The sequence below is a fragment of the Pontivivens nitratireducens genome (assembly GCF_011290545.1).
Taxonomy (GTDB): domain Bacteria; phylum Pseudomonadota; class Alphaproteobacteria; order Rhodobacterales; family Rhodobacteraceae; genus Pontivivens; species Pontivivens nitratireducens.
On sequence record NZ_CP049811.1, the window covers coordinates 2,330,913 to 2,351,385 of the forward strand.

Annotated in this window: 24 protein-coding genes; 14 read left to right on the forward strand and 10 right to left on the reverse strand. The window is 63.2% G+C overall.

The annotated features are described in order from the left end of the window. Positions 1-58: 58 nt before the first annotated feature. From G8E03_RS11535 to fabF, 4 genes are all read right to left on the reverse strand, one after another. Positions 59-1,399, reverse strand: coding sequence for a DNA-packaging protein (locus G8E03_RS11535; protein WP_166194169.1), 1,341 nt, complete (start codon positions 1,397-1,399; stop codon positions 59-61). Then, positions 1,326-1,676, reverse strand: coding sequence for a hypothetical protein (locus G8E03_RS17330; RefSeq protein WP_205793093.1), 351 nt, complete (start codon positions 1,674-1,676; stop codon positions 1,326-1,328). The genes G8E03_RS11535 and G8E03_RS17330 overlap by 74 nt, the downstream gene beginning before the upstream one ends. Before the next feature lie 297 nt (positions 1,677-1,973). Further along, positions 1,974-3,134 (reverse strand): endolytic transglycosylase MltG, encoded by a 1,161-nt coding sequence (gene mltG, locus G8E03_RS11540; RefSeq protein WP_166191956.1) that lies wholly within the window; start codon positions 3,132-3,134, stop codon positions 1,974-1,976. Positions 3,135-3,140: 6 nt separating this feature from the next. Further along, complete coding sequence (gene fabF, locus G8E03_RS11545; RefSeq protein WP_166191959.1) at positions 3,141-4,397, reverse strand: beta-ketoacyl-ACP synthase II; 1,257 nt, start codon at positions 4,395-4,397, stop codon at positions 3,141-3,143. A gap of 203 nt (positions 4,398-4,600) precedes the next feature. On the opposite strand from fabF, the gene G8E03_RS11550 reads away from it, so the two are divergent. After that, positions 4,601-4,972 (forward strand): hypothetical protein, encoded by a 372-nt coding sequence (locus tag G8E03_RS11550; RefSeq protein WP_166191962.1) that lies wholly within the window; start codon positions 4,601-4,603, stop codon positions 4,970-4,972. Between the two features lie 384 nt (positions 4,973-5,356). Here the strand turns inward: G8E03_RS11550 and G8E03_RS11555 are convergent, their stop codons facing one another. The 4 genes from G8E03_RS11555 to G8E03_RS11570 all read right to left on the reverse strand — a co-directional run bounded on the left by G8E03_RS11555 (position 5,357) and on the right by G8E03_RS11570 (position 8,681). Next, positions 5,357-5,590 carry an acyl carrier protein gene (locus tag G8E03_RS11555; RefSeq protein ID WP_166191965.1) on the reverse strand — a complete coding sequence of 78 codons (234 nt, stop codon included), beginning with the start codon at positions 5,588-5,590 and terminating at the stop codon, positions 5,357-5,359. Positions 5,591-5,802: 212 nt separating this feature from the next. Continuing rightward, a complete protein-coding gene (fabG, locus tag G8E03_RS11560) occupies positions 5,803-6,540 on the reverse strand; it encodes a 3-oxoacyl-[acyl-carrier-protein] reductase (RefSeq protein ID WP_166191968.1) in 738 nt (245 codons plus the stop codon). Positions 6,541-6,545: 5 nt separating this feature from the next. Further along, positions 6,546-7,472 (reverse strand): ACP S-malonyltransferase, encoded by a 927-nt coding sequence (gene fabD, locus G8E03_RS11565; protein ID WP_166191971.1) that lies wholly within the window; start codon positions 7,470-7,472, stop codon positions 6,546-6,548. 63 nt (positions 7,473-7,535) lie between these two features. Continuing rightward, positions 7,536-8,681 (reverse strand): alpha-D-ribose 1-methylphosphonate 5-triphosphate diphosphatase, encoded by a 1,146-nt coding sequence (locus tag G8E03_RS11570; RefSeq protein WP_166191974.1) that lies wholly within the window; start codon positions 8,679-8,681, stop codon positions 7,536-7,538. 62 nt (positions 8,682-8,743) lie between these two features. Here G8E03_RS11570 and G8E03_RS11575 point away from each other — a divergent pair, with 62 nt between their 5' ends. Next, complete coding sequence (locus G8E03_RS11575; protein ID WP_166191977.1) at positions 8,744-9,424, forward strand: DUF1045 domain-containing protein; 681 nt, start codon at positions 8,744-8,746, stop codon at positions 9,422-9,424. Between the two features lie 29 nt (positions 9,425-9,453). On the opposite strand, the gene phnN is transcribed toward G8E03_RS11575, so the two are convergent. After that, positions 9,454-9,945 carry a phosphonate metabolism protein/1,5-bisphosphokinase (PRPP-forming) PhnN gene (phnN, locus tag G8E03_RS11580; protein ID WP_166191980.1) on the reverse strand — a complete coding sequence of 164 codons (492 nt, stop codon included), beginning with the start codon at positions 9,943-9,945 and terminating at the stop codon, positions 9,454-9,456. Positions 9,946-10,290: 345 nt separating this feature from the next. Between phnN and G8E03_RS11585 the strand changes: the two genes are divergently transcribed. Beyond that, entirely contained in the window at positions 10,291-11,157 is an 867-nt protein-coding gene (locus G8E03_RS11585) for a DMT family transporter (RefSeq protein ID WP_166191983.1), read from the forward strand. A 6-nt stretch (positions 11,158-11,163) separates the two neighbouring features. Here G8E03_RS11585 and G8E03_RS11590 read toward each other — a convergent pair whose 3' ends face one another. Next, positions 11,164-11,493 carry a DMT family transporter gene (locus G8E03_RS11590; protein ID WP_166191986.1) on the reverse strand — a complete coding sequence of 110 codons (330 nt, stop codon included), beginning with the start codon at positions 11,491-11,493 and terminating at the stop codon, positions 11,164-11,166. 236 nt (positions 11,494-11,729) lie between these two features. On the opposite strand from G8E03_RS11590, the gene rpsF reads away from it, so the two are divergent. From rpsF to radA, 11 genes are all read left to right on the forward strand, one after another. Next, complete coding sequence (gene rpsF, locus G8E03_RS11595) at positions 11,730-12,128, forward strand: 30S ribosomal protein S6 (protein ID WP_166191989.1); 399 nt, start codon at positions 11,730-11,732, stop codon at positions 12,126-12,128. Between the two features lie 17 nt (positions 12,129-12,145). Further along, positions 12,146-12,373, forward strand: a complete 228-nt coding sequence (gene rpsR / locus G8E03_RS11600) for a 30S ribosomal protein S18 (RefSeq protein WP_108781873.1) — start codon at positions 12,146-12,148, stop codon at positions 12,371-12,373. 10 nt (positions 12,374-12,383) lie between these two features. After that, positions 12,384-13,022 (forward strand): 50S ribosomal protein L9, encoded by a 639-nt coding sequence (gene rplI / locus G8E03_RS11605; RefSeq protein ID WP_166191992.1) that lies wholly within the window; start codon positions 12,384-12,386, stop codon positions 13,020-13,022. 77 nt (positions 13,023-13,099) lie between these two features. Next, complete coding sequence (locus G8E03_RS11610) at positions 13,100-13,918, forward strand: putative phage abortive infection protein (protein WP_166191995.1); 819 nt, start codon at positions 13,100-13,102, stop codon at positions 13,916-13,918. Positions 13,919-14,064: 146 nt separating this feature from the next. Beyond that, positions 14,065-15,549 carry a replicative DNA helicase gene (locus G8E03_RS11615; RefSeq protein ID WP_166194172.1) on the forward strand — a complete coding sequence of 495 codons (1,485 nt, stop codon included), beginning with the start codon at positions 14,065-14,067 and terminating at the stop codon, positions 15,547-15,549. Then, on the forward strand, positions 15,546-16,565 hold the full coding sequence (alr, locus tag G8E03_RS11620) for an alanine racemase (protein WP_166191998.1): 1,020 nt from the start codon (positions 15,546-15,548) through the stop codon (positions 16,563-16,565). The genes G8E03_RS11615 and alr overlap by 4 nt, the downstream gene beginning before the upstream one ends. A 171-nt stretch (positions 16,566-16,736) precedes the next feature. Next, positions 16,737-17,531, forward strand: coding sequence for an MlaE family ABC transporter permease (locus tag G8E03_RS11625; protein WP_166192001.1), 795 nt, complete (start codon positions 16,737-16,739; stop codon positions 17,529-17,531). Further along, positions 17,528-18,280 carry an ABC transporter ATP-binding protein gene (locus G8E03_RS11630; RefSeq protein WP_166192004.1) on the forward strand — a complete coding sequence of 251 codons (753 nt, stop codon included), beginning with the start codon at positions 17,528-17,530 and terminating at the stop codon, positions 18,278-18,280. Before G8E03_RS11625 ends, G8E03_RS11630 begins: the two co-directional genes overlap by 4 nt. A gap of 3 nt (positions 18,281-18,283) precedes the next feature. Beyond that, positions 18,284-18,709 (forward strand): paraquat-inducible protein A, encoded by a 426-nt coding sequence (locus tag G8E03_RS11635; protein WP_347340499.1) that lies wholly within the window; start codon positions 18,284-18,286, stop codon positions 18,707-18,709. Next, positions 18,706-19,014, forward strand: a complete 309-nt coding sequence (locus G8E03_RS11640; protein WP_166192007.1) for a hypothetical protein — start codon at positions 18,706-18,708, stop codon at positions 19,012-19,014. The genes G8E03_RS11635 and G8E03_RS11640 overlap by 4 nt, the downstream gene beginning before the upstream one ends. A 71-nt stretch (positions 19,015-19,085) precedes the next feature. Beyond that, positions 19,086-20,453: a DNA repair protein RadA gene (gene radA, locus G8E03_RS11645; RefSeq protein WP_166192010.1), complete on the forward strand. Its 1,368-nt coding sequence runs from the start codon at positions 19,086-19,088 to the stop codon at positions 20,451-20,453. Positions 20,454-20,473 lie beyond the last annotated feature (20 nt).

A 20,473-nucleotide genomic window follows, 5' to 3' on the forward strand; every position in this document is an offset into this window, starting at 1 on the left:
AAACGAAAAGGGAGCCCGCAGGCCCCCTTTTCTTCTGTCTTCAAATATCCAAGAAACCCTACAACCCGCGCACCTGCGGGTGGTTCACGACCGCCTCCGCATCCTGCATCAGGTCCGTCACGGCCCAGACCAGCGCGTCCAGCCGGTCCGGCGATCCACGCCCCGAATAGCCCGAGCGCAGCATCGCCGCCATCTCGTCCTCCAGCGCGGGAAAGCTGCCCGCATGCAGCACCCGCCCTTGTTCATAGAGCGCGGCCACCGGCTCCGCCCGCGCCTGTTTGGACCGGCTGGCATGGACACCGCGATAGCTGACGTTCCGATCCACCTGCCGCAGCAGGTTTTCGACCAGATCGCCGCCCTGGTTGACCTCCGCGACCACCCGGTCGGCGCTCCAGTCGTCACGCGCCGCAATCGCCGCCTTCGCCCAGGTCAGGGGCGAGGCCGCCTCCACACTCAGATCCGCAAGGATGACCGCCTTCCAGCTGTCCCCCTCACGGTGCAGACCCGCGACGACGATGCCGCAAGCGTCCGAATCCTCGCGCCCCGTGACCGGCGGGTCCACCGCGACGACGATCCGCTCCAACTCGGGCGCTTCGGAAACCCGCGCTGCCTCGATCCGGTCGCGGGGCCACAAAGCACCGGGCAGATCCTTGATCAGCTCCCCGTCCAGCTCCTGCCGTCCCAGCGCGGTGCCGCCGTACCGCTTCGTCACCGCCTTCAGAAATCCCGGCGCCAAATTCGCCGTGTTGGCCGAGGTCGCGGCCTGCGTGACCACGGTTCCTTCTTCGCCCAAAACCTCCTCGAACAAGGCCCCCGGCGCGGGCGTCGTCGTCACCACGCAGCGCGGATCGTCGCCCAATCGCAGCGCGAATTGCAGCATGTCCCAGGCGTGTTGACCCTTTTTCCACTTGGCCAGCTCGTCGCACCAGGCCCCGTCGAATTGCGGGCCGCGCATCGCCTCGGGGTCCGAGGCGGAGAACACCTGCGCCTCCGCTCCGTTCGGCCAGACCAGAACCCGGCGTGACGCGATCCAGCGGGGCTTGCGGTCGGGGGGGCAGCAGGCGATCAGCCCGCTGTCGCCCAGAACCATCACATCGCGCGCCTGGTCGTAAGTCTCACCGATCAGCGCGATCCGGCGGCACGCACCCGGCGCCTCCGGTGTTGGCCCCTCGACCAGTCCGCGCACCCACTCGGCCCCGGCGCGGGTTTTTCCCGCCCCACGTCCGCCCATGATCATCCAGGTGTTCCAGTCCCCTTCAGGGGCGACCTGATGGCCCTCGATGGCCCAAAGCTCGAACAGATAGCTGATCGAGCGCAAGGCGTTTTCACTCAGCCCGTCCAGAAGCTCCTCGATCTCCGCGTCGCTGGCGCAGCTTAGAAATTCGCGCACGAAGCTCATCTCTAGCGGCGTCGAGGTCGAGCGGTGCGGCCGCTCCGGTTCCGTCTGTCGAATAGCGTTCATCGAATTCAGCCTCATATTCCATGAGTTGCAAGAGGGCCTTACGGTGCGTGCGCACCTCGTCGGCAATCACCTTGGCCGCTTTATCGTCGGGCTCGGACCCTTCGAGTTGCAGAATGCGGCACTTCAAAGCGCGCCCGACGGATTGATATACGATCCGGGCGCACTCGACCTTCCACCCGGGCCCGCCCGGCTGGTCTTCGATTTCAAATGTCATGAATAAAATTACCGCTGCTATTGGCGAAAATAAAAAGCGGCCCCGGTTGCCCGTGCCGCTTACCCACTTATTTCAGCTTGAAACAAGTTATGCCTGAGACCGTTCGATAGGTCAACCACAAAATGAATTTTTACTTACTGTTAACCTTTACGTTAACGTTCTGATCTGGAAATTTCATGTATATATAGGACTTCATCCTCGGGAGCGTTAACCTTTTTCCCTTCTCGCAAAGAAAAGGGGCGCGCCCCATATGGCCCGCACCCCGAATCCTCAACGAATCTGCCTGCTGGAATCTGCCTACTGGTTGCGCTGCGCCTCGATCTCACGCCACCTGGCGACATTCGCGTTGTGCTCTTCCAACGTTTCGGCAAAGGCATGGCCGCCGGTTCCATCCGCGACGAAGTAGATATACGGCGTCTCGTCCGGCTGTGCCGCCGCCATGATCGCCTCACGCCCCGGATTCGCGATGGGCGTCGGCGGCAGGGCGTCGATGACGTAGGTGTTGTACGGTGTCGAGGCATCCAGCTCACTGCGCCGCAGCCCGCGACCCAGCACCCCCTCACCATTCGTAATGCCGTAGATCACCGTCGGATCGGTCTGCAAGCGCATGCCCTGACGCAGCCGGTTGACGAAGACCGACGCGACCTGCGCCCGCTCCGCCGCGACGCCGGTTTCCTTTTCGATCAGCGATGCGAGGATCAACAGCTCCTCCGGGCTCTCGACCGGCACGTCTTCGTCCCGCTCCGCCCAGGCGGCGGCCAGAATGTCCTCCTGCGCCTGCTGCATCCGCTCGATCACTGATGCGCGCGTGTCCCCGGGGCTGACCTCATAGCTGTTGGGGTTCAGCGAGCCTTCAGCCGGAACCTCCGCGATCTCACCGGACAGGATATCGACCCGTTGCAGCGCATCGCGAACCTGCCAGCTGGTCACACCCTCGGCCAGGGTAATGCGGTAGCGCGGCACGGCGTCACCCTCGACCAGGGCGGTGAATTCTTCAGGAATGACCACATCCTCGGCGGTGGGGTCGTATTCCGCGACCTCCTCGTAGCGGCCGGTGGTGGGGTTCAGCTCCCGCGCGACAACGCTGATCGACGTCACGCCGACGCGAAAGTTGACCTCAGCCCCGCACGTGCTGGCCCCGCCCTGAGTCACGGTGTCGAGGATTTCATCCATCGTGGCCCCTGCGGGCACCAGATAGTTGCCGAATTTCAGGTCCTCCGTCCGGCCGGTGTAGTTCGAGCCGATGCGAAACAGCGCGGGGCTGACGATCGCGTCCTCGTCCTCCAGCCGCTGCGCGACCACGGCCACCGAATCGCCGGGCGCCACACGCAGGCAGATCGCCTGCTCCAGCGGCCCCTGCGCGACAAATGTCCGCTGCCCCCAGAAGATCGCGCCCGCCATAATGACGAGCGCCACGATCAGGAAAGTAAGCAGGTTCGAGACGACGGAACGCATCATGATCCTTCAGACCTTGCGAAACAGGACGGAGGCATTGGTGCCGCCGAACCCGAAGGAGTTGCTCAGGGCCACATCGATCTTGCGCTCCCGCTTCGTGTTCGGCGCGAGGTCCAGCGCTGTTTCCACCGCCGGATTGTCCAAATTGATCGTCGGCGGCGCCACCTGATCGCGGATCGCGAGGATCGCGAATATCGCCTCGATCGCGCCCGCCGCGCCCAACAGATGCCCGGTCGCGGATTTCGTCGAGGACATGGTCGCCTCTGCTGCCGCATCGCCCAGCAAACGCTCCACCGCGCCCAATTCGATCGTGTCCGCCATGGTCGAGGTGCCGTGCGCGTTGATATAGTCCACATCGGCAGGCGTCAGGCCCGCCCGCTCGATCGCCGCACTCATCGAGCGGAACGCCCCGTCACCATCGTCAGCCGGCGCAGTGATATGATACGCGTCGCCCGACAGGCCGTATCCCACCACCTCGGCGTAGATCTTGGCCCCCCGCGCCACCGCGTGCTCGTATTCCTCCAACACGACGACGCCAGCGCCCTCGCCCATCACGAAACCGTCGCGGTCCTTGTCATAGGGGCGCGAGGCCTTCTCGGGTGTATCGTTGTAACCTGTGCTCAGCGCCTTGCAGGCATTGAAACCGGCGATCCCCAACTCGCAGATCGCACTTTCCGCGCCGCCCGCGACCATCACGTCCGCATCCCCGAACTGGATCAGCCGCGATGCATCGCCAATGGCGTGCGCACCCGTCGAACACGCGGTCACAACGGCGTGGTTCGGCCCCTTGAAGCCGTATTTGATGCTGACCTGGCCGGAGCACAGGTTGATCAGACTGCCGGGGATGAAGAACGGAGAAACCCGTCGCGGGCCCTTTTCCTTAAGCAACAGCGTGGTCTGCGCAATGCTCTCTAACCCGCCGATGCCCGAACCGATCATCACGCCGGTGCGGTTCTGCCCTTCGGCGTCTTCCGGCTTCCAGCCCGAATCCTCGACCGCCTGCGTGGCGGCGGCCATCGCGAACAGGATGAAAGTATCGACCTTGCGCGCATCCTTGGGCGACATCCAGTCATCGGGGTTGAACGAGCCCTCGCTGCCATCGCCCTTAGGCACTTCGCACGCGATCTTCGTCGCCAGATTTTCCGCGTCGAACTTGGTGATCGGACCGGCGCCCGACTGACCGTCCAACAGACGGCTCCACGTTTCCTCGACCCCGCAGGCCAAGGGCGTCACCATTCCCAGCCCGGTCACAACCACTCGCCGCATGCCCGCTCTCCTCATCGTTTTGTTGAGGGAGGATATAGCGTTCAAAGGGGGGGTGCGACAAGGGACGGATACGCGCGACAGCGACATGCGCCTCCGGCGGGGATATTTCGGGACAGAAGATCAGGCGCAGCGCCGCGATCTGGACGGCCCCGGCACCGCCAGCTGCCATCGACATAGTCCGAGAGCGATATCGAGGCCCAGCCATGCGCAGACGTCCCCTGATCCTGAGCGTGGTGATCCTTGGCGCTTTCGCACTTGGTGCCACGCTGAACGGTCAGAAAGACCACCGGGACGGTCCGGTATTGGTGGCGCTCGATCTGCTCCACGAAATCTGCCTTCCTGTCAGCTACGGCGCGCGTCCGCCCTTCCTTCAATACAGGTTCGACTTCACGATTTCCGAACTGGGACCGACGTGGATCGACAGGCCAACCGGCATGTCAGCAACCGTTTCTGATCTCGGATGCAGCATAAGCGATGTGCTCAACCAACTTTCGATTGCGAACCGCGACAGATTCGTGACCACTGCTGCGGCGCATACCATCGAGATATTCCCCCAGCGGCCCATCAGGCCGTGAACGCACTCAAGGGCTGGAAACTGTATCGCGCCTGGATGAGCCATCCATCGGGCGATCCCCGCCGTTGGGGGATCCTCCTGTACCGTGGCGCACCAGCGGTCGGCAGGTCTGAGACCTTTCTCTCGATCTCCCGCAATCCGGCGTACCACGAACGGCGGCAACGTCCCGCCCGGCGCACACCGTAGCCCCGGCCAGACGGAACGTCGTCTCCTGTCACGGCCATCTGCGTCCCCGCCTGTACCGCCCGCCCTGACTAGCGCTCAAACCTTTCTTCTGTCTTAAAATATCCCCGCCGGAGGCTCTGAAACGAAAAGGCGCGCAACGAAAAAAGCGCGCGCCCCTTTCGGGGAACGCGCCTTTCAAAAGCCATCAGGCGGTCGCGGGTTACTGCGCGCCCTTGATGAAGCTGACAGCGTCGCCGAACGTCTGGATCGTCTCGGCGGCGTCGTCGGGGATTTCAATTCCGAACTCTTCCTCGAAGGCCATGACCAGCTCGACTGTGTCGAGGCTGTCCGCGCCGAGGTCGTCGATGAACGACGCGTTCTCGGTCACTTTTTCCTCTTCGACGCTCAGGTGCTCGACGACGATCTTCTTCACGCGATCTGCAATGTCGCTCATATGTCTCTTCCTCGTTTCGGGTCGGCGGGCTGGGCCCGTCCGCTCTGATACCCGTTCACTATGTGACCGGGCGATGGTTCCGCCGTAACGGAAAATGGCCCACATGACAATCCGGCACGATGATGTGCGCGGCTGGCGTCGGCCCGTGTGCGGCGCGCTATAGCACACCCGTTGGGTTGCGCAAACGCTTTCGCACGGCTTGCGAAATCGGCCTAGATCATTGCCATGCCGCCATTGACGTGCAGCGTCTGTCCGGTGACGTAGGCCGCCTCCTGACTGGCAAGATAGAGGACCGCCGACGCGATTTCATCCCCCGTGCCCATGCGACCTGCGGGAATCGCGGTCAGGATGCCGTCCTTCTGCTTTTCGTTGAGCGCGTCGGTCATCGCCGTCTCGATGAAACCGGGGGCGACGCAGTTCGCGGTGATCCCGCGTGAGGCGACTTCCTGCGCGATGGATTTGGTCATACCGATCATTCCGGCCTTGGACGCGGCATAGTTTACCTGCCCGCCATTGCCGGTCACGCCGACGACGGAGGTGATGTTGATGATCCGCCCCCAGCGCGATTTCATCATCGGGCGCATCACGCCCCGGCACAGCCGCATGGTGGAGGTCAGGTTCACCTCGAGCACCCGCGACCATTCGTAATCGGACATGCGCATGAAGATGTTGTCGGCGGTGATGCCTGCATTGTTCACCAGGATATCGAGCGACCCCATCGCCGCGATGGCCTGCTTTGGCAGGGCCTCCACCTCCACCGCTTCGGACAGGTTGCAGGGCAGGACGTGGGCCCGATCGCCCAGCGTGGTTGCCAGTGCCTGCAACGGTGCCTCGCGCGTGCCGCTCAGCCCAACGGTCGCACCGGCGCTGTGCAGGGCCGTGGCGATGGCGCCGCCGATGCCACCCGATGCCCCCGTGACGAGGGCGGTCTTGCCGGTCAGATCGAACATGATGATTACTCCTTGAGTGCGGCGATGTCGTCGGGGGTGCCGACGGCCTTGCACGCGATGGATTTATCTATGCGGCGGATCATGCCCGACAGCGCCTTGCCCGCGCCGATCTCCCAAACCTCCGTCACGCCCTGCGCGGCCATGAAGCTCACACTCTCGCGCCAGCGCACGGCCCCTGTCACCTGATCGACCAGCAAGGCCCGGATCAGCGTCGGATCATCGACGGCGGTGGCGGTCACGTTGGCGATCAGCGGCACGCCGGGCTGGGCGATATCCACATCGTCCAGCGCCTCGGCCATGACATGAGCCGCAGGCTCCATCAAGGCGCAGTGGAAGGGGGCGGAGACGGGCAGGATCACGGCCCGCTTCGCCCCGCGCGCCTTGGCGATTTCGCAGGCCCGTTCGACCGCGCCCCTATGGCCCGAAACGACGACCTGTGCGGGGTCGTTGTCGTTCGCGGCCTGACAGATTTCACCCTGGGCGGCCTCCTGCGCGACCTCCTTGACCGTGGCCAGATCCAGCCCCAGCAGCGCCGCCATCGCGCCGACACCCACCGGAACAGCCTCCTGCATCGCCGTGCCACGGCGGCGCAACAGGCGTGCGGTGTCGGCAAGGCTCAACGCACCCGCGGCGCACAGCGCGGAATATTCACCCAGCGAGTGTCCCGCCACGAAGGATGCCCCCTGCAGGTCGAACCCCTCGGCAGCGAGCGCGCGCATGGCCGCGATGGACGTGGCCATCAATGCAGGCTGCGCGTTCGCGGTCAGGGTCAGGGCGTCTGCGTCCCCCTCCCAGATGAGGGTGGAGAGCTTTTCGCCCAGCGCGTCATCCACTTCCTGAAAGACCTGAGCGGCCTGCGGATAGGCATCGGCAAGCGCCTTGCCCATCCCGATGGTCTGGGCGCCCTGCCCTGGAAATACGAATGCCCGCATGTCGGCCTCCCCTGAATGTCTTCGCGTCATGTTTTACGCACCGTAACACGGGGGGGCAAGCGCTCAGGACACTTGCACGCCCGCCGACCACGTGCCGCGCAGCACGGGCGTGTCGTCGATCACGGCAAAGCGGATCACGTCGGCGCGCAGCCCAACCGCCAGAACCCCGCGATCCGTCAGCCCCACCGCCCGCGCGGGTGCCGCGCTGACCGTCGCCATGCCGCGCGGATAATCGCCCCACATCTGCGCCAGCCGCACCGCCCCCATCAACAGGGACGCCGGCACGTAATCCGATGACAGGATGTCGAGCCGGTCGCGCCCGGCCAGTTCCGCCGCCGCGACATTGCCCGAATGTGAGCCGCCCCGCACCAGGTTCGGGGCCCCCATGATGGTCAGGAGGCCGAGCTGCCGACAGGCATTCGCCGCCTCGATCGTGGTTGGAAACTCCGCCAGCGTGACGCCATGGGTGTGGCTGGCGGCGACCTGGGTCGCGGTGGTGTCGTCATGGCTGGCCAGCGTCGCGCCCAGCTTGCGCGCGGCGGCGACGGTCGCGGCCTCATGCTTCGCCCCGTATTCCGCGTGAATCCCGCGCAGGAACGCAACGTAGCCCTCGAACTCATCGGCGGGCAGACCGTGCTTGCCGCAGACGTAATCCTTGTATTTGCCCATATCCGAGAATTGCCGCTGTCCCGGCGTGTGATCCATCATCGACACGATGCCGATCCGGTCGCGGGGGCCGAACTCCGCCAGTTCCTCGACCAGGGTTTCCGAACAGGTCTCCGCCCTGAGATGAATGTGGTGGCTGATGCGCAAGGCCCCGGCGGCGCGCATCGCGATGATCTCATCCGCCATGCGGCGCGCATACTTGCCGTAGCGCCGCTGCCCGCCCGATACGATGGAACCGACGCGGATCGCATCGAACACCGTGGTGATGCCCGCGCCGGCCAGTTCGCGATCATGTGCGACGATGGCGGCGCCGTGGGGCCAGTCCACCTTGGGGCGCGGCGACAGGTGGCGCTCCAGATTGTCGGTATGCAGCTCCACCAGACCGGGGGCCAGCATGTCGCCCTGACAATCCACGGCACCCTCAGGCACCCCGCCGCCGCGCGTGATACCGGCGATCAAACCTTCCCGCAGGTGTAAAGTTCCCATGATAACCTCGTCTTTCAGGATCAGACTTGCATTTGAAAGCAGAATATCTTGAGTCATTTGAGCGTCACGCTGAGTTGGCAGTCTCGGCGGACTGCGTGAGTATGTTGGGAAGTATGGTCATGTACGCACGATACGCGATTTTCTACACCCCTGCACCCGGCAGCGATCTGGCCGTTTTCGGCGCGCGCTGGCTGGGATGGGACAGTGCGAAGGGCCGCACGGTGGCGCATCCTTTCGCCCACGGGCTGGACGTTCAGGCCATCACGAAAACGCCACGCAGATACGGCTTTCACGCCACGCTGAAGGCACCGTTCCACCCGGCCGCGGGCCTGATCGAAAGCGATCTGATCGCCTGCGTGACCGATTTCGCTGCGGCGGCGCGCGTCGCCCCGCTGAATGGTCTGGTGCAGTGTTATCGGAGCGGCTTCGTCGCGCTTCGCCCGGCGGGCGATACCAGCGAAATCAATACATTGGCCGAAACCATCGTGCGCGAACTGGACATGCTGCGCGCCCCGTTGAGCGAAGCGGACGTCGCGCGACGGCGCAGGGCCGGCCTGACCGCAAAGCAGGACGCACGGATGCTCGACTGGGGTTATCCCTACATCTTCGACGATTTCCAGTTCCACATGACGCTGAGCGGCCCGCTGGACGAGGAGACCGCCAACCGCGTGATCGATTCCATCGCTCCGCAGGCCGCCCGCGCCATTCCCGATCCGCTCTGCATGGATGCGATCACCTTGATGGGAGAGGACGCAGCAGGCCAGTTCCATCAGATCCGCCGCTGCTCGCTGACCGGGTAGAGCCGCGCGCGCACCGCCTTTACGCAATCTTACAGGGTGCCCTCGTTGACGATGTGGTGCACCTTGACCCCGCACGGAAAGTCGAAGGACGGTCGGTCCAGCCGGCGGGCGATATCGGCCGCATCCTCCCGCGCGCGCACGCTCAGGCGCTGCGCCAGCGACGTGCGCGATGCGGTAAGGGATATCACCTCGAACCGCGCGAACCGGGCGGCGGCCTCGGCGATCATCCCGCGTGAAATATTGCCCAGTACGTCCCGACCGGCGGCTATATCGCGATCGACGCTACGCGGGATCGCATAGCGCAATCCATGCGCGGACCAGTGCAGCGCGAACGCATCCGCCTGGCGCAGCAGATCAAACGCGGTGTCGCTGACGCCTTCGAAATCCTCCGCACCCCCAACGGCTGGGCGGGTGATGATGCGCCGGGCCAGAACAACGTTCGGCTCCAGGACGAAGGCCTGCTTGACGCTGTCCTTGCCCACCCCCGACGGGCCGACCACAGCCACGAAACGTCCGATCATGATCCGGCCTTCCGCATGAGGGGAGATGCTGGTTCAATCTGCCGAGTCTGGCGCAGGTAAAACGGCGCGCTGCCCTGTCGATCTGTCTGTGCTGAGCCCACGCTCTGCCCGTCCTTATGTAATGAATGAAGCATTGTCCGGCAGTAGAATGTCGTCCATCTGATGCGCCGCGCTATCATGCCCGCGATAGGATTAGCGCACGAACCGGGAAATGTCGAAAACAACCCATCGGACTGTCCCTGAACGGCGCTGACACCGGCCTCTGCACCTCGATCACGATTGCCTGAATGGTGCGGACATGACAGGTCTGCCGCGTGAGGCAGGCACGCTGGAGCGGAGGGCGTTATGGATCAAAAGCGACACGGCGCAGCCATAGCGGCGATGTGCCTTGGGGTGTTCAGCCTAGTGCTCAGCGATACGGCAGCCAAGGATCTGGCCCAACGCTACGAGGCGTTGCAGATCATGTTCCTGCGCTCATGCATCGCCCTGCCCATCGTCACCGCCATCGTCGTGCAGGCCGAGGGGTGGGGCGCTTTGCGCTCAAAACGGCCCGGCGTGCATCTGCTGCGCGCGCTGCTGACGCTGGGCGCGGCCTATACCTTCTTTACCTCGCTGCGCACATTGCCGCTGGCCGGGGCCACGGCGCTGGCCCTGACCGCACCGCTATTCGTCACCGCCCTGTCGGTGCCCTTGCTGGGCGAGAAAGTCGGCAGGTTGCGTTGGGGTGCGTTGATCGTCGGTTTCGGCGGCGCGATGGTGATCGTGCAACCGGGGGCGGAGACCTTGCAACCCGCCGCTCTGCTGGCGTTGGGAACCGCGCTTTGCTACGCGCTGGTGATGATCGCGGCCCGCTGGATCGACGGGGATGACAGCGTGCGCACGGTGATGTTCTACCTGACCGCGCTGCCGGTGCTGCTGACCTCATGGACCCTGCTGCTGGACTGGCCTGCAATCACCGCCGTGGACCTGAGCGTCTTTGCGGCGATGGCCATTTGCGGCACGATCGGCATCACCTTCATCACGCAGGGGTTTCGCATGGCCCCCGCCGCCATCGTGGCACCATTCGATTATACCGCGCTGGTCTGGGCCTCCATCACGGGCTGGCTGTTTTTTGGGGAGTTGCCGCAGATCGCCACCTATATCGGGGCCGCGATCATCGTGGCGGCGGGCCTGTTCGTGATCTGGCGTGAGGCGCAACTGGCAAAACGTTGAGCGGCCTCAATGCCCCGATGTGCCCGACATCGTGTTGAGCACGACGACACCCGCCACGATCAGCGTGATGCCAATGATCGCGGCCGGTTCCAGCTTTTGCCCGAACATCACCAGCCCGATAAGGGCCATCGCCGCCACCCCGACGCCGGACCAGACCGCATAGGCCACGCCGATGGGAATCGTGCGCAGCACCATCGCCAGAAAGTAGAATGCCACCGCGTAGCCGATGATTGCGACGATCCCCGGCAAGGGTCTGGTGAACCCCTCCGACAGCTTCAGCGCCGTGGTGCCCACAATTTCGCCGATTATGGCCAGCGTCAGCAGGAACCACGGCATAAACATCTCCTCTTTCCCGGTATACGCGATCCTATGTCACGATCCCGTCCGGCGGCGCACTTTGCCCGGTCGGTGACACTGGGGCAATCGGGCAATGCCGCCAGCCCCCTTGCCACGGGCGATCACCTATGTATAACGCCCCATCCGGTGCAATTCGTTGAATCGCGACGCCCCTCGTATGTGCCTGCCCGGTGATCTCCGGCACGTTTTGAAGCGCGCAAGCAAATGGTGAACTCATGGCTCTGTACGAGCATACCTTCATCGCGCGGCAGGATCTGTCCACCGCGCAGGCCGAAGGCCTTATCGAGCATTTCTCCCAGGTCCTGACCGACAATGGCGGTTCCGTGGCTGAGAGCGAATACTGGGGCCTCAAGACGATGGCCTACAAGATCAACAAGAACCGCAAGGGCCACTACGCCTACCTGCGGTCCGACGCCCCCTCCGCCGCCGTGCAGGAGATGGAGCGTCTGATGGGCCTGCACGAGGACGTCATGCGCGTTCTGACCGTGCGCGTCGAGAAGCACGAGGAAGGCCCCTCCGCAGTGGTTCAGGCAAAGAACTCGCGCGATGAGCGTGGCCCCCGCCGTGACCGCGGCGACCGTCCGGACCGGGGCGACCGCCCCCGTCGCGATTGATCAGGAGTATTTGACACATGGCACGTAAACCATTCTTCCGCCGTCGGAAATCCTGCCCGTTCTCGGGTGAGGGCGCTCCCACGATCGACTACAAGGACGTGAAACTGCTTCAGCGCTATATCTCCGAGCGCGGCAAGATCGTTCCTTCCCGTATCACCGCAGTGTCGGCCAAGAAGCAGCGCGAACTGGCGAAAGCCATCAAGCGCGCCCGTTTCCTCGCCCTGCTGCCCTACGCCGTGAAGTGAGGGTCTGAACATGGACGTTATTCTTCTTGAGCGCGTGGCCAAGCTCGGCCAGATGGGCGAAGTGGTCACGGTGAAATCCGGCTACGCCCGCAACTTCCTGCTGCCGCAGGGCAAGGCGCTGCGCGCGAACGATGCCAACAAGGCACGGTTCGAGGCACAGAAGGCACAGCTCGAAGCCACCAACCTTGAGACGAAGAAGGAAGCCGAATCGCTCGCAGCGAAACTCGACGGCCAGACCTTCGTCGTCATCCGTTCGGCCTCGGACGCGGGCGGGCTCTACGGCTCCGTCACCACGCGCGACGCGGCCGATGCGGCGACCGAAAACGGCTTCACGGTCGAGCGTCGCCAGATCGTGCTCGACCAGCCGATTAAGGAACTGGGCCTGCACGACATGGAGGTGGTGCTGCACCCCGAAGTGTCCGCGACCATCACCGTGAACGTCGCCCGTTCGGTTGAAGAGGCCGAGATTCAGGCCTCCGGCAAATCCATCGCGGACATCCGCGCCGAGGAAGACGCCGAAGCCGAGTTCGACATCGCCGAGCTGTTCGACGATGTCGGCGGTGCCGCGAACGACTTCGACGACGACGAAGACGAGCGCGCGCCCATCGAGGACGCCCCCGCCGAGGACGACGACCAGCCCGAGGTCTGATTGTTCGTTACTGTTGAGTTATGGCCCCGTCCGGTGAAAACCGGGCGGGGTTTTATTTTGATTGCGAGGTAAGCTAAATGAAAAACGTCTCGAATATTTCTAAACTGATAGGCGTTGTTTCGTTAGGCTTTTTAATCGGAGCTTTGGCGTTAGGATTTAGAAATCCTGCAGAATTCATAATTATGGGCGCATGGGGCGACTTAATCGGCGGTGTTTTGAACCCCATATTTTCGTTTCTAGCACTATTAGCAGTTCTAACTACAATACATTTGCAACTTGAAGAGCTGAAAGAAACCCGAGCAGAACTAAGGAAATCATCTCTAGCCCTAGAGTCTCAAATAAAAGTTAACGAATCAATAAAATTTGAAAATACATTTTTTGAACTCGTAAAATTATATAATGTTGTGACCAATGCAATTGAAGAGGAGCCCAATAGTAACGGTCGACCCGTTAGAAGGAGCAGGGATCAAATTTCTCAAATTTATAACTCTATGTACTATTGCGCTAGCGAACCAAGCTACGAAATTTCCGAGACACTTGAAAAATTTGAAGAAAAATATAAGCAAAACGAGGGGGATTTAGGTCAATACTTTAGAGTAGTCTACAATATATTGAGGTTTATTGATGATTCCCCTCAGAAATCAGATCACCATATTCGTATTTTTAGAGCTCAATTCTCGAACCACGAACTTTGTATAATCTTCTATAATAGCCTTACCAAAAGAGGCGAAAAGATGTTGCCATATTTAGAAAAATTTCAATTCTTAGACAATTTACCCCTCAGTGAGCTTAAAAATCCCAACCATGCCCGGCTCGTTGATCCAAAAGCGTTCGGAATTGAAGATTTCAAACTGATAGAAGAAGATGATGATCCCTTGAGTGGTCTATCAAACTGAGGGATATCCCCACTGCCCCTACCCCGTCGAATTCGCTACACTGCTTTCAAAACACGACTCCCTGACTTATCCCCGTTCTTCACATCGTGGGGATCAAGGTAATCCAGGGTATAAGATCGGCAAATCAGGCGTAGCGGGTGAGCAGTATGGCGGATGGTGGTTATCAGGCGGCGGACAAGGCGGATGAGATCGCCCTGCCCCACAATATCGAAGCGGAGCAGGCCCTGCTGGGCGCGCTGCTGGTCAACAACGAGATCTACGACAAGGTCGCCGCGATCGTCGAGCCGGTGCATTTCTACGATCCCGTGCACCGGCGCATCTATGACGTGGCCGCGCAGCGCATCCAGAAGAACGCCCTCGCCTCACCGGTAACGCTGAAGGCGTTTCTGGCGGATGATCCGGGTCTGGCGGAACTGGGCGGTCCGGCCTATCTGGCACGGCTCGCGGGGGCGGCGATCTCGATCTTTGCGGCGCGCGACTATGCGCAGATGATCTATGACCTCGCCATCCGGCGTGCCCTGATCGAAATCGGAGAGGAGATCGCAGGCACCGCGAAATCCATCACCGTGGATAACGAGCCGAAGGCCCAGATCGTCGAGGCCGAGGCGCGGCTTTATCAGTTGGCCGAGCAAGGCCGCGTCGAGGGCGGTTTCCAGTCGTTCCTGCGATCGCTGACCACCGCCGTGAATGTCGCCAACTCCGCCTATCAGCGTGAGGGAAAGCTCGCCGGCGTCTCCACCGGATTGCGCGATCTGGACAGCAAGCTGGGCGGTCTGCACAAATCCGACCTTCTGATCCTCGCCGGGCGGCCCTCGATGGGAAAGACGGCGTTGGCCACGAACCTCGCCTTCAACGTCGCCAATGCCTACAAGAAGGGCATGCGCTCCGACGGGGTGGAGGGCACCATCGACGGCGGCGTCGTCGGCTTCTTCTCGCTGGAGATGAGCGCGGATCAGCTTGCCTCACGTATCCTGGCCGAGCAGGCGGAGGTGGACAGCCACAAGATTCGCGACGGTTCGCTGGATGCCGATGAATTTCGCCGGTTTATCGAGGCGTCCAAGACGCTGGAGCGGATCCCGCTTTATATCGACGACACCCCAGCGCTGAAAATCTCGACCGTGGCGGCGCGGGCAAGGCGGCTGAAACGCCAGCACGGGCTGGACCTGCTGGTCATCGACTATCTTCAGTTGCTCAAGGGCACGAACGCCAAATCCGATAACCGGGTGAACGAGGTTTCGGAGATTACCCAAGGTCTGAAAGCCATCGCAAAGGAGCTGGAAATCCCCGTGATCGCCCTGTCGCAGCTGTCGCGTCAGGTCGAAAACCGCGAGGACAAGCGCCCGCAACTCAGCGATCTGCGCGAATCCGGCTCCATCGAGCAGGACGCCGACGCCGTGATGTTCGTCTACCGCGAGGAATATTATAAAGAGCGTGAAATGCCCTCCGAAACCGATCTGGAGGCCACCGCCCGCTGGCAGGAACTGATGGAACAGGTCACGGGCAAGGCCGAGGTCATCATCGGCAAGCAGCGCCACGGCCCGATCGGATCAGTCCAGCTGGCGTTCGAGGGACGCTTCACCCGCTTCTCCGACCTCGCGCAAAGCTGGCAGCAGCGTCCCGACGATTATTGATGCAGGCCGGGCTACACATCGACCTGAACGCGATCCGCGCGAATTGGCGGGCGCTCGACCTGGCGCCCGAAACCGGCGCGGTGGTCAAGGCGGATGCCTACGGGCTGGGGCTGAACCGGGTGGCACGGGCCTTGGCGCAGGTCGGTGTGCGCAGCTTCTTCGTGGCACAGGTTGAGGAGGGCGTGGCGCTGCGTGAGGCCTTGGGCAATGGGCCGGAGATCTACGTCTTTTCCGGACTGATGTGCGCCTCGGACGCGGTGCATTTTCGGTCAAACGCGCTGATACCGTGCCTTAACTCCCTGCCGCAAGCCGCTGATTACAGGGCCAATATAGCGGGGCATCCCTTCGCCCTGCAATACGACACCGGCATGAACCGTCTGGGGTTGGAGGCAGCAGATCTGGCGCATCTGCCCGATCTGGGGACCCCCCGTTTGATCCTGTCGCATCTGGCCTGCGCGGATATGCCGGACCATCCGCAAACCCTGCGGCAACTGTCCGCGTTCACCGCCATGGCACCGCAGGGCCGCCGATCCCTGTCGGCGACCGGCGGGATCGGGCTTGGCCCCGATTATCATTTCGACATCACGCGCCCCGGTATCGGCCTGTATGGCGGTGCGCCGTTCGATGCCGCCCGTCCCGTGGTGACGCTGCGCCTGCCGGTCATCCAGACGCGCGATGTCGCCATCGGGGAAAGTGTCGGCTACGGCGCCACGTGGATCGCCGAGCGGCCCTCGCGCATTGCCACGATCTCCTCCGGCTATGCGGACGGGCTGATCCGCGCCATCGGTGGTGGCGGGGCAAGCCTGTGGTCCGGCGACACGCCCTGCCCCCTCGCCGGTCGCGTATCGATGGACCTGATCGGCGTGGACGTGACGGATCTGGATCACGACCCGCAATCGCTCGACATCCTGGGGCCGCATCAGGGCATTGACGCATTGGGCAAGGCCGCGGGAACCATAGGCTATGAAATACTGACTTCGCTCGGTGCGCGCTATCAGCGGCATTATATCGGGTGAGGTTATATCGGGCCATGTTCGACGTGTAAGATGTGCTTTCGCGCCGCGCCGCCTACATAAGACAGGTTCGCCCCGCGCGATGATCGCCGGTCGCATTTGCACGGCAATGCGTAACAACTCTTGGCCTGCACGTCCGGTCAGGGTAGGTCTGCGCGAACGATGGAGGCTTGAATGGTCGTTTTAAGGTATGCGCAGGAGATTCTGGCCAGCATCGGCGCGGCCGTTCTGGCCCTGTGCGCGGCAACCGGCGCGCTGCTGATCTTCGCCGCAACCGCTATCAGTCATCTGGTGCGGCCGCCGTTCTATCCGGTGGAGATCGGGCGGCAATTGCTGCGGATCGGCTGGTTCTCGCTGCCGGTGGTGGGCCTGACGACGCTGTTCACCGGGGGGGCGCTGGCGCTGCAGATTTTCGCAGGCGGCGCGCGCTTCAACGCGGAATCGGTGGTGCCGTCGATCGTGGCGATCGGCATGGTGCGCGAACTGGGGCCCGTTCTGGGCGGGCTGATGGTGGCGGGGCGAGTCTCTGCCTCCATCGCGGCGGAAATCGGCACGATGCGCGTGACGGAGCAGATCGACGCGCTCAGCACGCTTAGCACCAACCCGATGAAGTATCTGGTCGTCCCGCGCCTGATCGCGGCCGTTATCGCCCTGCCCCTGCTGGTGCTGATCGGGGATATCATCGGTGTGATGGGCGGATTTATGGTCGGCGTCGGGCGGCTCGACTTCAACGCCGCGACCTATATCAAAACGACCGCGGATTTCCTGACGACGGCGGATGTCGTCTCCGGTCTGGTCAAGGCGGCGGTGTTCGGCTTCATCCTGGCGTTGATGGGCTGCTATCAGGGCTATCATTCGCAGCGCGGCGCACAGGGCGTCGGGCGGGCGACCACGAACGCGGTCGTGTCCGCATCGGTGCTGATTTTCGCGGCGAACTACATCCTGACGGAGGTTTTCTTTACCTCATGAGCACGCAAATCACTCTCAAGAACCTGACCAAATCCTTCGGTCGCAAGCATGTTCTGCGCGGCGTCGATCTGATCGCGCCGGCGGGACAGAACACGGTCATCATCGGTGAGTCGGGTTCGGGCAAGTCCGTGCTGCTGAAATGCATCCTGGGGCTGGTGAAGCCCGACGCGGGCGAGGTTCTGCTGGACGGGCAACCAGCCGATCGGGATCGCGATGCGTTCCTCGCGCGGTTCGGAATGCTGTTTCAGGGCGCGGCGCTGTTCGACAGCCTGACGGTCTGGGAAAATGTCGGCTTTCGTCTGGTACGGGGCAAAAACAAGCTCAGCCGCAGCGACGCGCGCGATGTCGCGGTCGAAAAACTGCGTCGTGTCGGGCTGAGCGCGGACGTGGCGGACCAGTTTCCCGCTGAACTGTCAGGCGGAATGCAAAAACGTGTCGGTCTGGCGCGGGCCATCGCGGCGGACCCGCAGATCATCTTTTTCGATGAGCCGACGACCGGGCTCGACCCGATCATGGCCGGTGTCATCAACGACCTGATACGCGAGATCACGGCTGAGATCGGCGCCACCGGCATGACCATCACCCATGACATGACCAGCGTTCGCGCCATCGCGGATCAGGTCGCGATGCTGCACGATGGCAAGATCCGCTGGATCGGTCCGGCGGATCAGATGGACACTTGCGGCGATCCCTATGTCGAACAGTTCGTCACCGGGTCTGCCGATGGCCCGATCGAGGCGGTCCGATAGGCGGTGCGGCTGGCGCGGGGCATCAACCTGGCACTGTTGGTCGCGTATCCAATCGCCTGGCTGGCCCCTCTGATGCAGGCGCGGGTGCTGTGGTTTCTGGGCGGGGACCGTGTTTCGATGCTGGGCGGTTTGCGCGCTTTGTGGGGGTCTGACGCCGTTCTGGCCACGCTGGTGGCCCTGCTCGCCATCGTCATGCCCTACGCCAAGGTCATCGCGACGGAACTGCACTTCGCCGGTCGCCTGCCCGCGCGTCTGGCCCCCGCGCTGCCCTATATCGCGCGGTTGTCGATGGCCGATATCTTTCTGATCGCGCTCTACGTCGTGCTGGCCAAGGGCATCGCGGGCGCGAACGTGACGCCGCTATGGGGTCTGTGGCTGTTCACGGGCTGCGTGGTGACCTCCCTGGGATTGAGCATGGTGAAGAGATGACGATATTCGAATTGATGGGGGGCATCCTGATCGGCTTCGGCGCGTTCGGCGCGATGGGGTGGAGCGCATGGCGCGCGATATCCGCGCAGCCCATCCGGCGCGCATTGTATATCGGCACGGTGGTGTTCACGCTGCTGGGCATGGCGTCGATCTCCCTCCTGTCGCCGCCGCTGGCACTCTTTGCGGGCGGCGCGCTGGCGTTCTGCGCCGCGAGCCTGTTTTGGGCGGAGCGTGGGGCGGAGCGTGTGCTGCCCCTGTTCCAGATCGCCTTCGGCGTGATCCTGATCACCGGCGCGCCTTTCTGAAATCCTCACTGAAATGGCGCGCATTCCGCACAAATGTTGCGGTTTCGTTCCGGTCGCGATAGACCCGTCCCATGGCAAGACAGACGAACAATTTCAGATGCACGGAATGCGGCGCAACCCATAAGAAGTGGGCCGGGCGCTGCGATGCCTGTTCCGCGTGGAATTCAATTGTCGAGGATGCAGGCACCGGATCCTCCGCCCCCAAGGCGCTGGGAAAGGCGCGGGGGCGCACCGTCGCGCTGAGCGATCTGAGCGTCGAGGATACCGCCCTGCCGCGCGAATTGTCGGGTATTGCGGAGCTGGACCGCGTGACCGGCGGCGGGCTGGTTCCCGCCTCCGCCACTTTGGTGGGCGGTGATCCGGGCATCGGCAAATCCACCCTGCTATTGCAGGCGGCGGCGGCCTATGCCCGCAACGGCGCGAAGGTCGTCTATGTCTCGGGTGAGGAAGCGGCGGCGCAGATCAGGATGCGGGCCAAGCGGCTGGGCCTCGCCGATGCGCCGGTCAAGCTGGCGGCGGAGACGAACCTGCGCGACATCCTGACCACGCTGGAGGCGGAGCAGCCGCGCCTGGCCATCATCGATTCAATCCAGACCATGTGGTCCGATCACGTGGACAGCGCCCCCGGTTCCGTCTCGCAGGTGCGCGCGGCGGCACATGAGCTGGTGACCTTTGCCAAGCGCAAGGGGATCAGCGTCATCCTCGTCGGGCATGTGACCAAGGACGGGCAGATCGCCGGGCCGCGCGTCGTGGAACACATGGTCGATACCGTTCTGTATTTCGAGGGGGAGCGCGGCCACCAGTTCCGCATCCTGCGCGCGGTCAAGAACCGGTTCGGCCCGGCGGATGAAATCGGCGTGTTCGAGATGACCGGCGCCGGGCTGGCGGAGGTATCCAACCCGTCCGCCCTGTTCCTGAGCGAGCGCGGCAAACCGGCCAGCGGCTCGGTTGTGTTTGCGGGAATCGAGGGGACGCGCCCGTTGCTGTGTGAAATTCAGGCGCTGGTCGCGGCCTCCCCGCTGGCCACGCCACGGCGCACGGTCGTGGGCTGGGATTCGCAACGGTTGGGCATGATCCTCGCCGTATTGGAGGCGCGGGCCGGGATCGGCTTTGGCGGGATGGATGTCTTTCTGAACGTGGCGGGCGGGCTGCGCGTGAGCGAACCCGCCGCCGATCTGGCAGTTGCCGCCGCCCTGATCAGCGCACGGCAGGATCACGCCCTGCCGCCCGAGACGATCCTGTTCGGAGAAATCAGCCTGTCCGGTGCCCTGCGCCCCGTGCCCCAGCCCGAGGCCCGCCTGCGCGAGGCGGCGAAGCTGGGCTTTACCCGCGCCATCGCACCCGCCGGGATGCGGCGCACCGGAAGCGACCCGATCCAAGTGGAAACCCTTGACGATTTGCCCGGCTTTGTGGAAAGCGTATTTGGTCAACTCGACTAAAACTCAATAACCAACGGGAC

Bases quoted from the DNA above. Each gene is read 5' to 3' on its own strand.
- G8E03_RS11640 (WP_166192007.1), top strand. From the start codon at position 18,706: ATGACGATATTCGAATTGATGGGGGGCATCCTGATCGGCTTCGGCGCG.
- G8E03_RS11575 (WP_166191977.1), top strand. From the start codon at position 8,744: ATGTACGCACGATACGCGATTTTCTACACCCCTGCACCCGGCAGCGAT.
- radA (WP_166192010.1), top strand. From the start codon at position 19,086: ATGGCAAGACAGACGAACAATTTCAGATGCACGGAATGCGGCGCAACC.
- G8E03_RS11615 (WP_166194172.1), top strand. From the start codon at position 14,065: ATGGCGGATGGTGGTTATCAGGCGGCGGACAAGGCGGATGAGATCGCC.
- G8E03_RS11570 (WP_166191974.1), bottom strand. From the start codon at position 8,681: ATGACTCAAGATATTCTGCTTTCAAATGCAAGTCTGATCCTGAAAGAC.
- rpsF (WP_166191989.1), top strand. From the start codon at position 11,730: ATGGCTCTGTACGAGCATACCTTCATCGCGCGGCAGGATCTGTCCACC.
- rplI (WP_166191992.1), top strand. From the start codon at position 12,384: ATGGACGTTATTCTTCTTGAGCGCGTGGCCAAGCTCGGCCAGATGGGC.
- fabF (WP_166191959.1), bottom strand. From the start codon at position 4,397: ATGCGGCGAGTGGTTGTGACCGGGCTGGGAATGGTGACGCCCTTGGCC.
- rpsR (WP_108781873.1), top strand. From the start codon at position 12,146: ATGGCACGTAAACCATTCTTCCGCCGTCGGAAATCCTGCCCGTTCTCG.
- G8E03_RS11625 (WP_166192001.1), top strand. From the start codon at position 16,737: ATGGTCGTTTTAAGGTATGCGCAGGAGATTCTGGCCAGCATCGGCGCG.
- G8E03_RS11550 (WP_166191962.1), top strand. From the start codon at position 4,601: ATGCGCAGACGTCCCCTGATCCTGAGCGTGGTGATCCTTGGCGCTTTC.
- phnN (WP_166191980.1), bottom strand. From the start codon at position 9,945: ATGATCGGACGTTTCGTGGCTGTGGTCGGCCCGTCGGGGGTGGGCAAG.
- G8E03_RS17330 (WP_205793093.1), bottom strand. From the start codon at position 1,676: ATGACATTTGAAATCGAAGACCAGCCGGGCGGGCCCGGGTGGAAGGTC.
- G8E03_RS11585 (WP_166191983.1), top strand. From the start codon at position 10,291: ATGGATCAAAAGCGACACGGCGCAGCCATAGCGGCGATGTGCCTTGGG.
- G8E03_RS11630 (WP_166192004.1), top strand. From the start codon at position 17,528: ATGAGCACGCAAATCACTCTCAAGAACCTGACCAAATCCTTCGGTCGC.
- fabD (WP_166191971.1), bottom strand. From the start codon at position 7,472: ATGCGGGCATTCGTATTTCCAGGGCAGGGCGCCCAGACCATCGGGATG.
- G8E03_RS11590 (WP_166191986.1), bottom strand. From the start codon at position 11,493: ATGCCGTGGTTCCTGCTGACGCTGGCCATAATCGGCGAAATTGTGGGC.
- G8E03_RS11555 (WP_166191965.1), bottom strand. From the start codon at position 5,590: ATGAGCGACATTGCAGATCGCGTGAAGAAGATCGTCGTCGAGCACCTG.
- fabG (WP_166191968.1), bottom strand. From the start codon at position 6,540: ATGTTCGATCTGACCGGCAAGACCGCCCTCGTCACGGGGGCATCGGGT.
- G8E03_RS11535 (WP_166194169.1), bottom strand. From the start codon at position 1,399: ATGAGCTTCGTGCGCGAATTTCTAAGCTGCGCCAGCGACGCGGAGATC.
- G8E03_RS11610 (WP_166191995.1), top strand. From the start codon at position 13,100: ATGAAAAACGTCTCGAATATTTCTAAACTGATAGGCGTTGTTTCGTTA.
- mltG (WP_166191956.1), bottom strand. From the start codon at position 3,134: ATGATGCGTTCCGTCGTCTCGAACCTGCTTACTTTCCTGATCGTGGCG.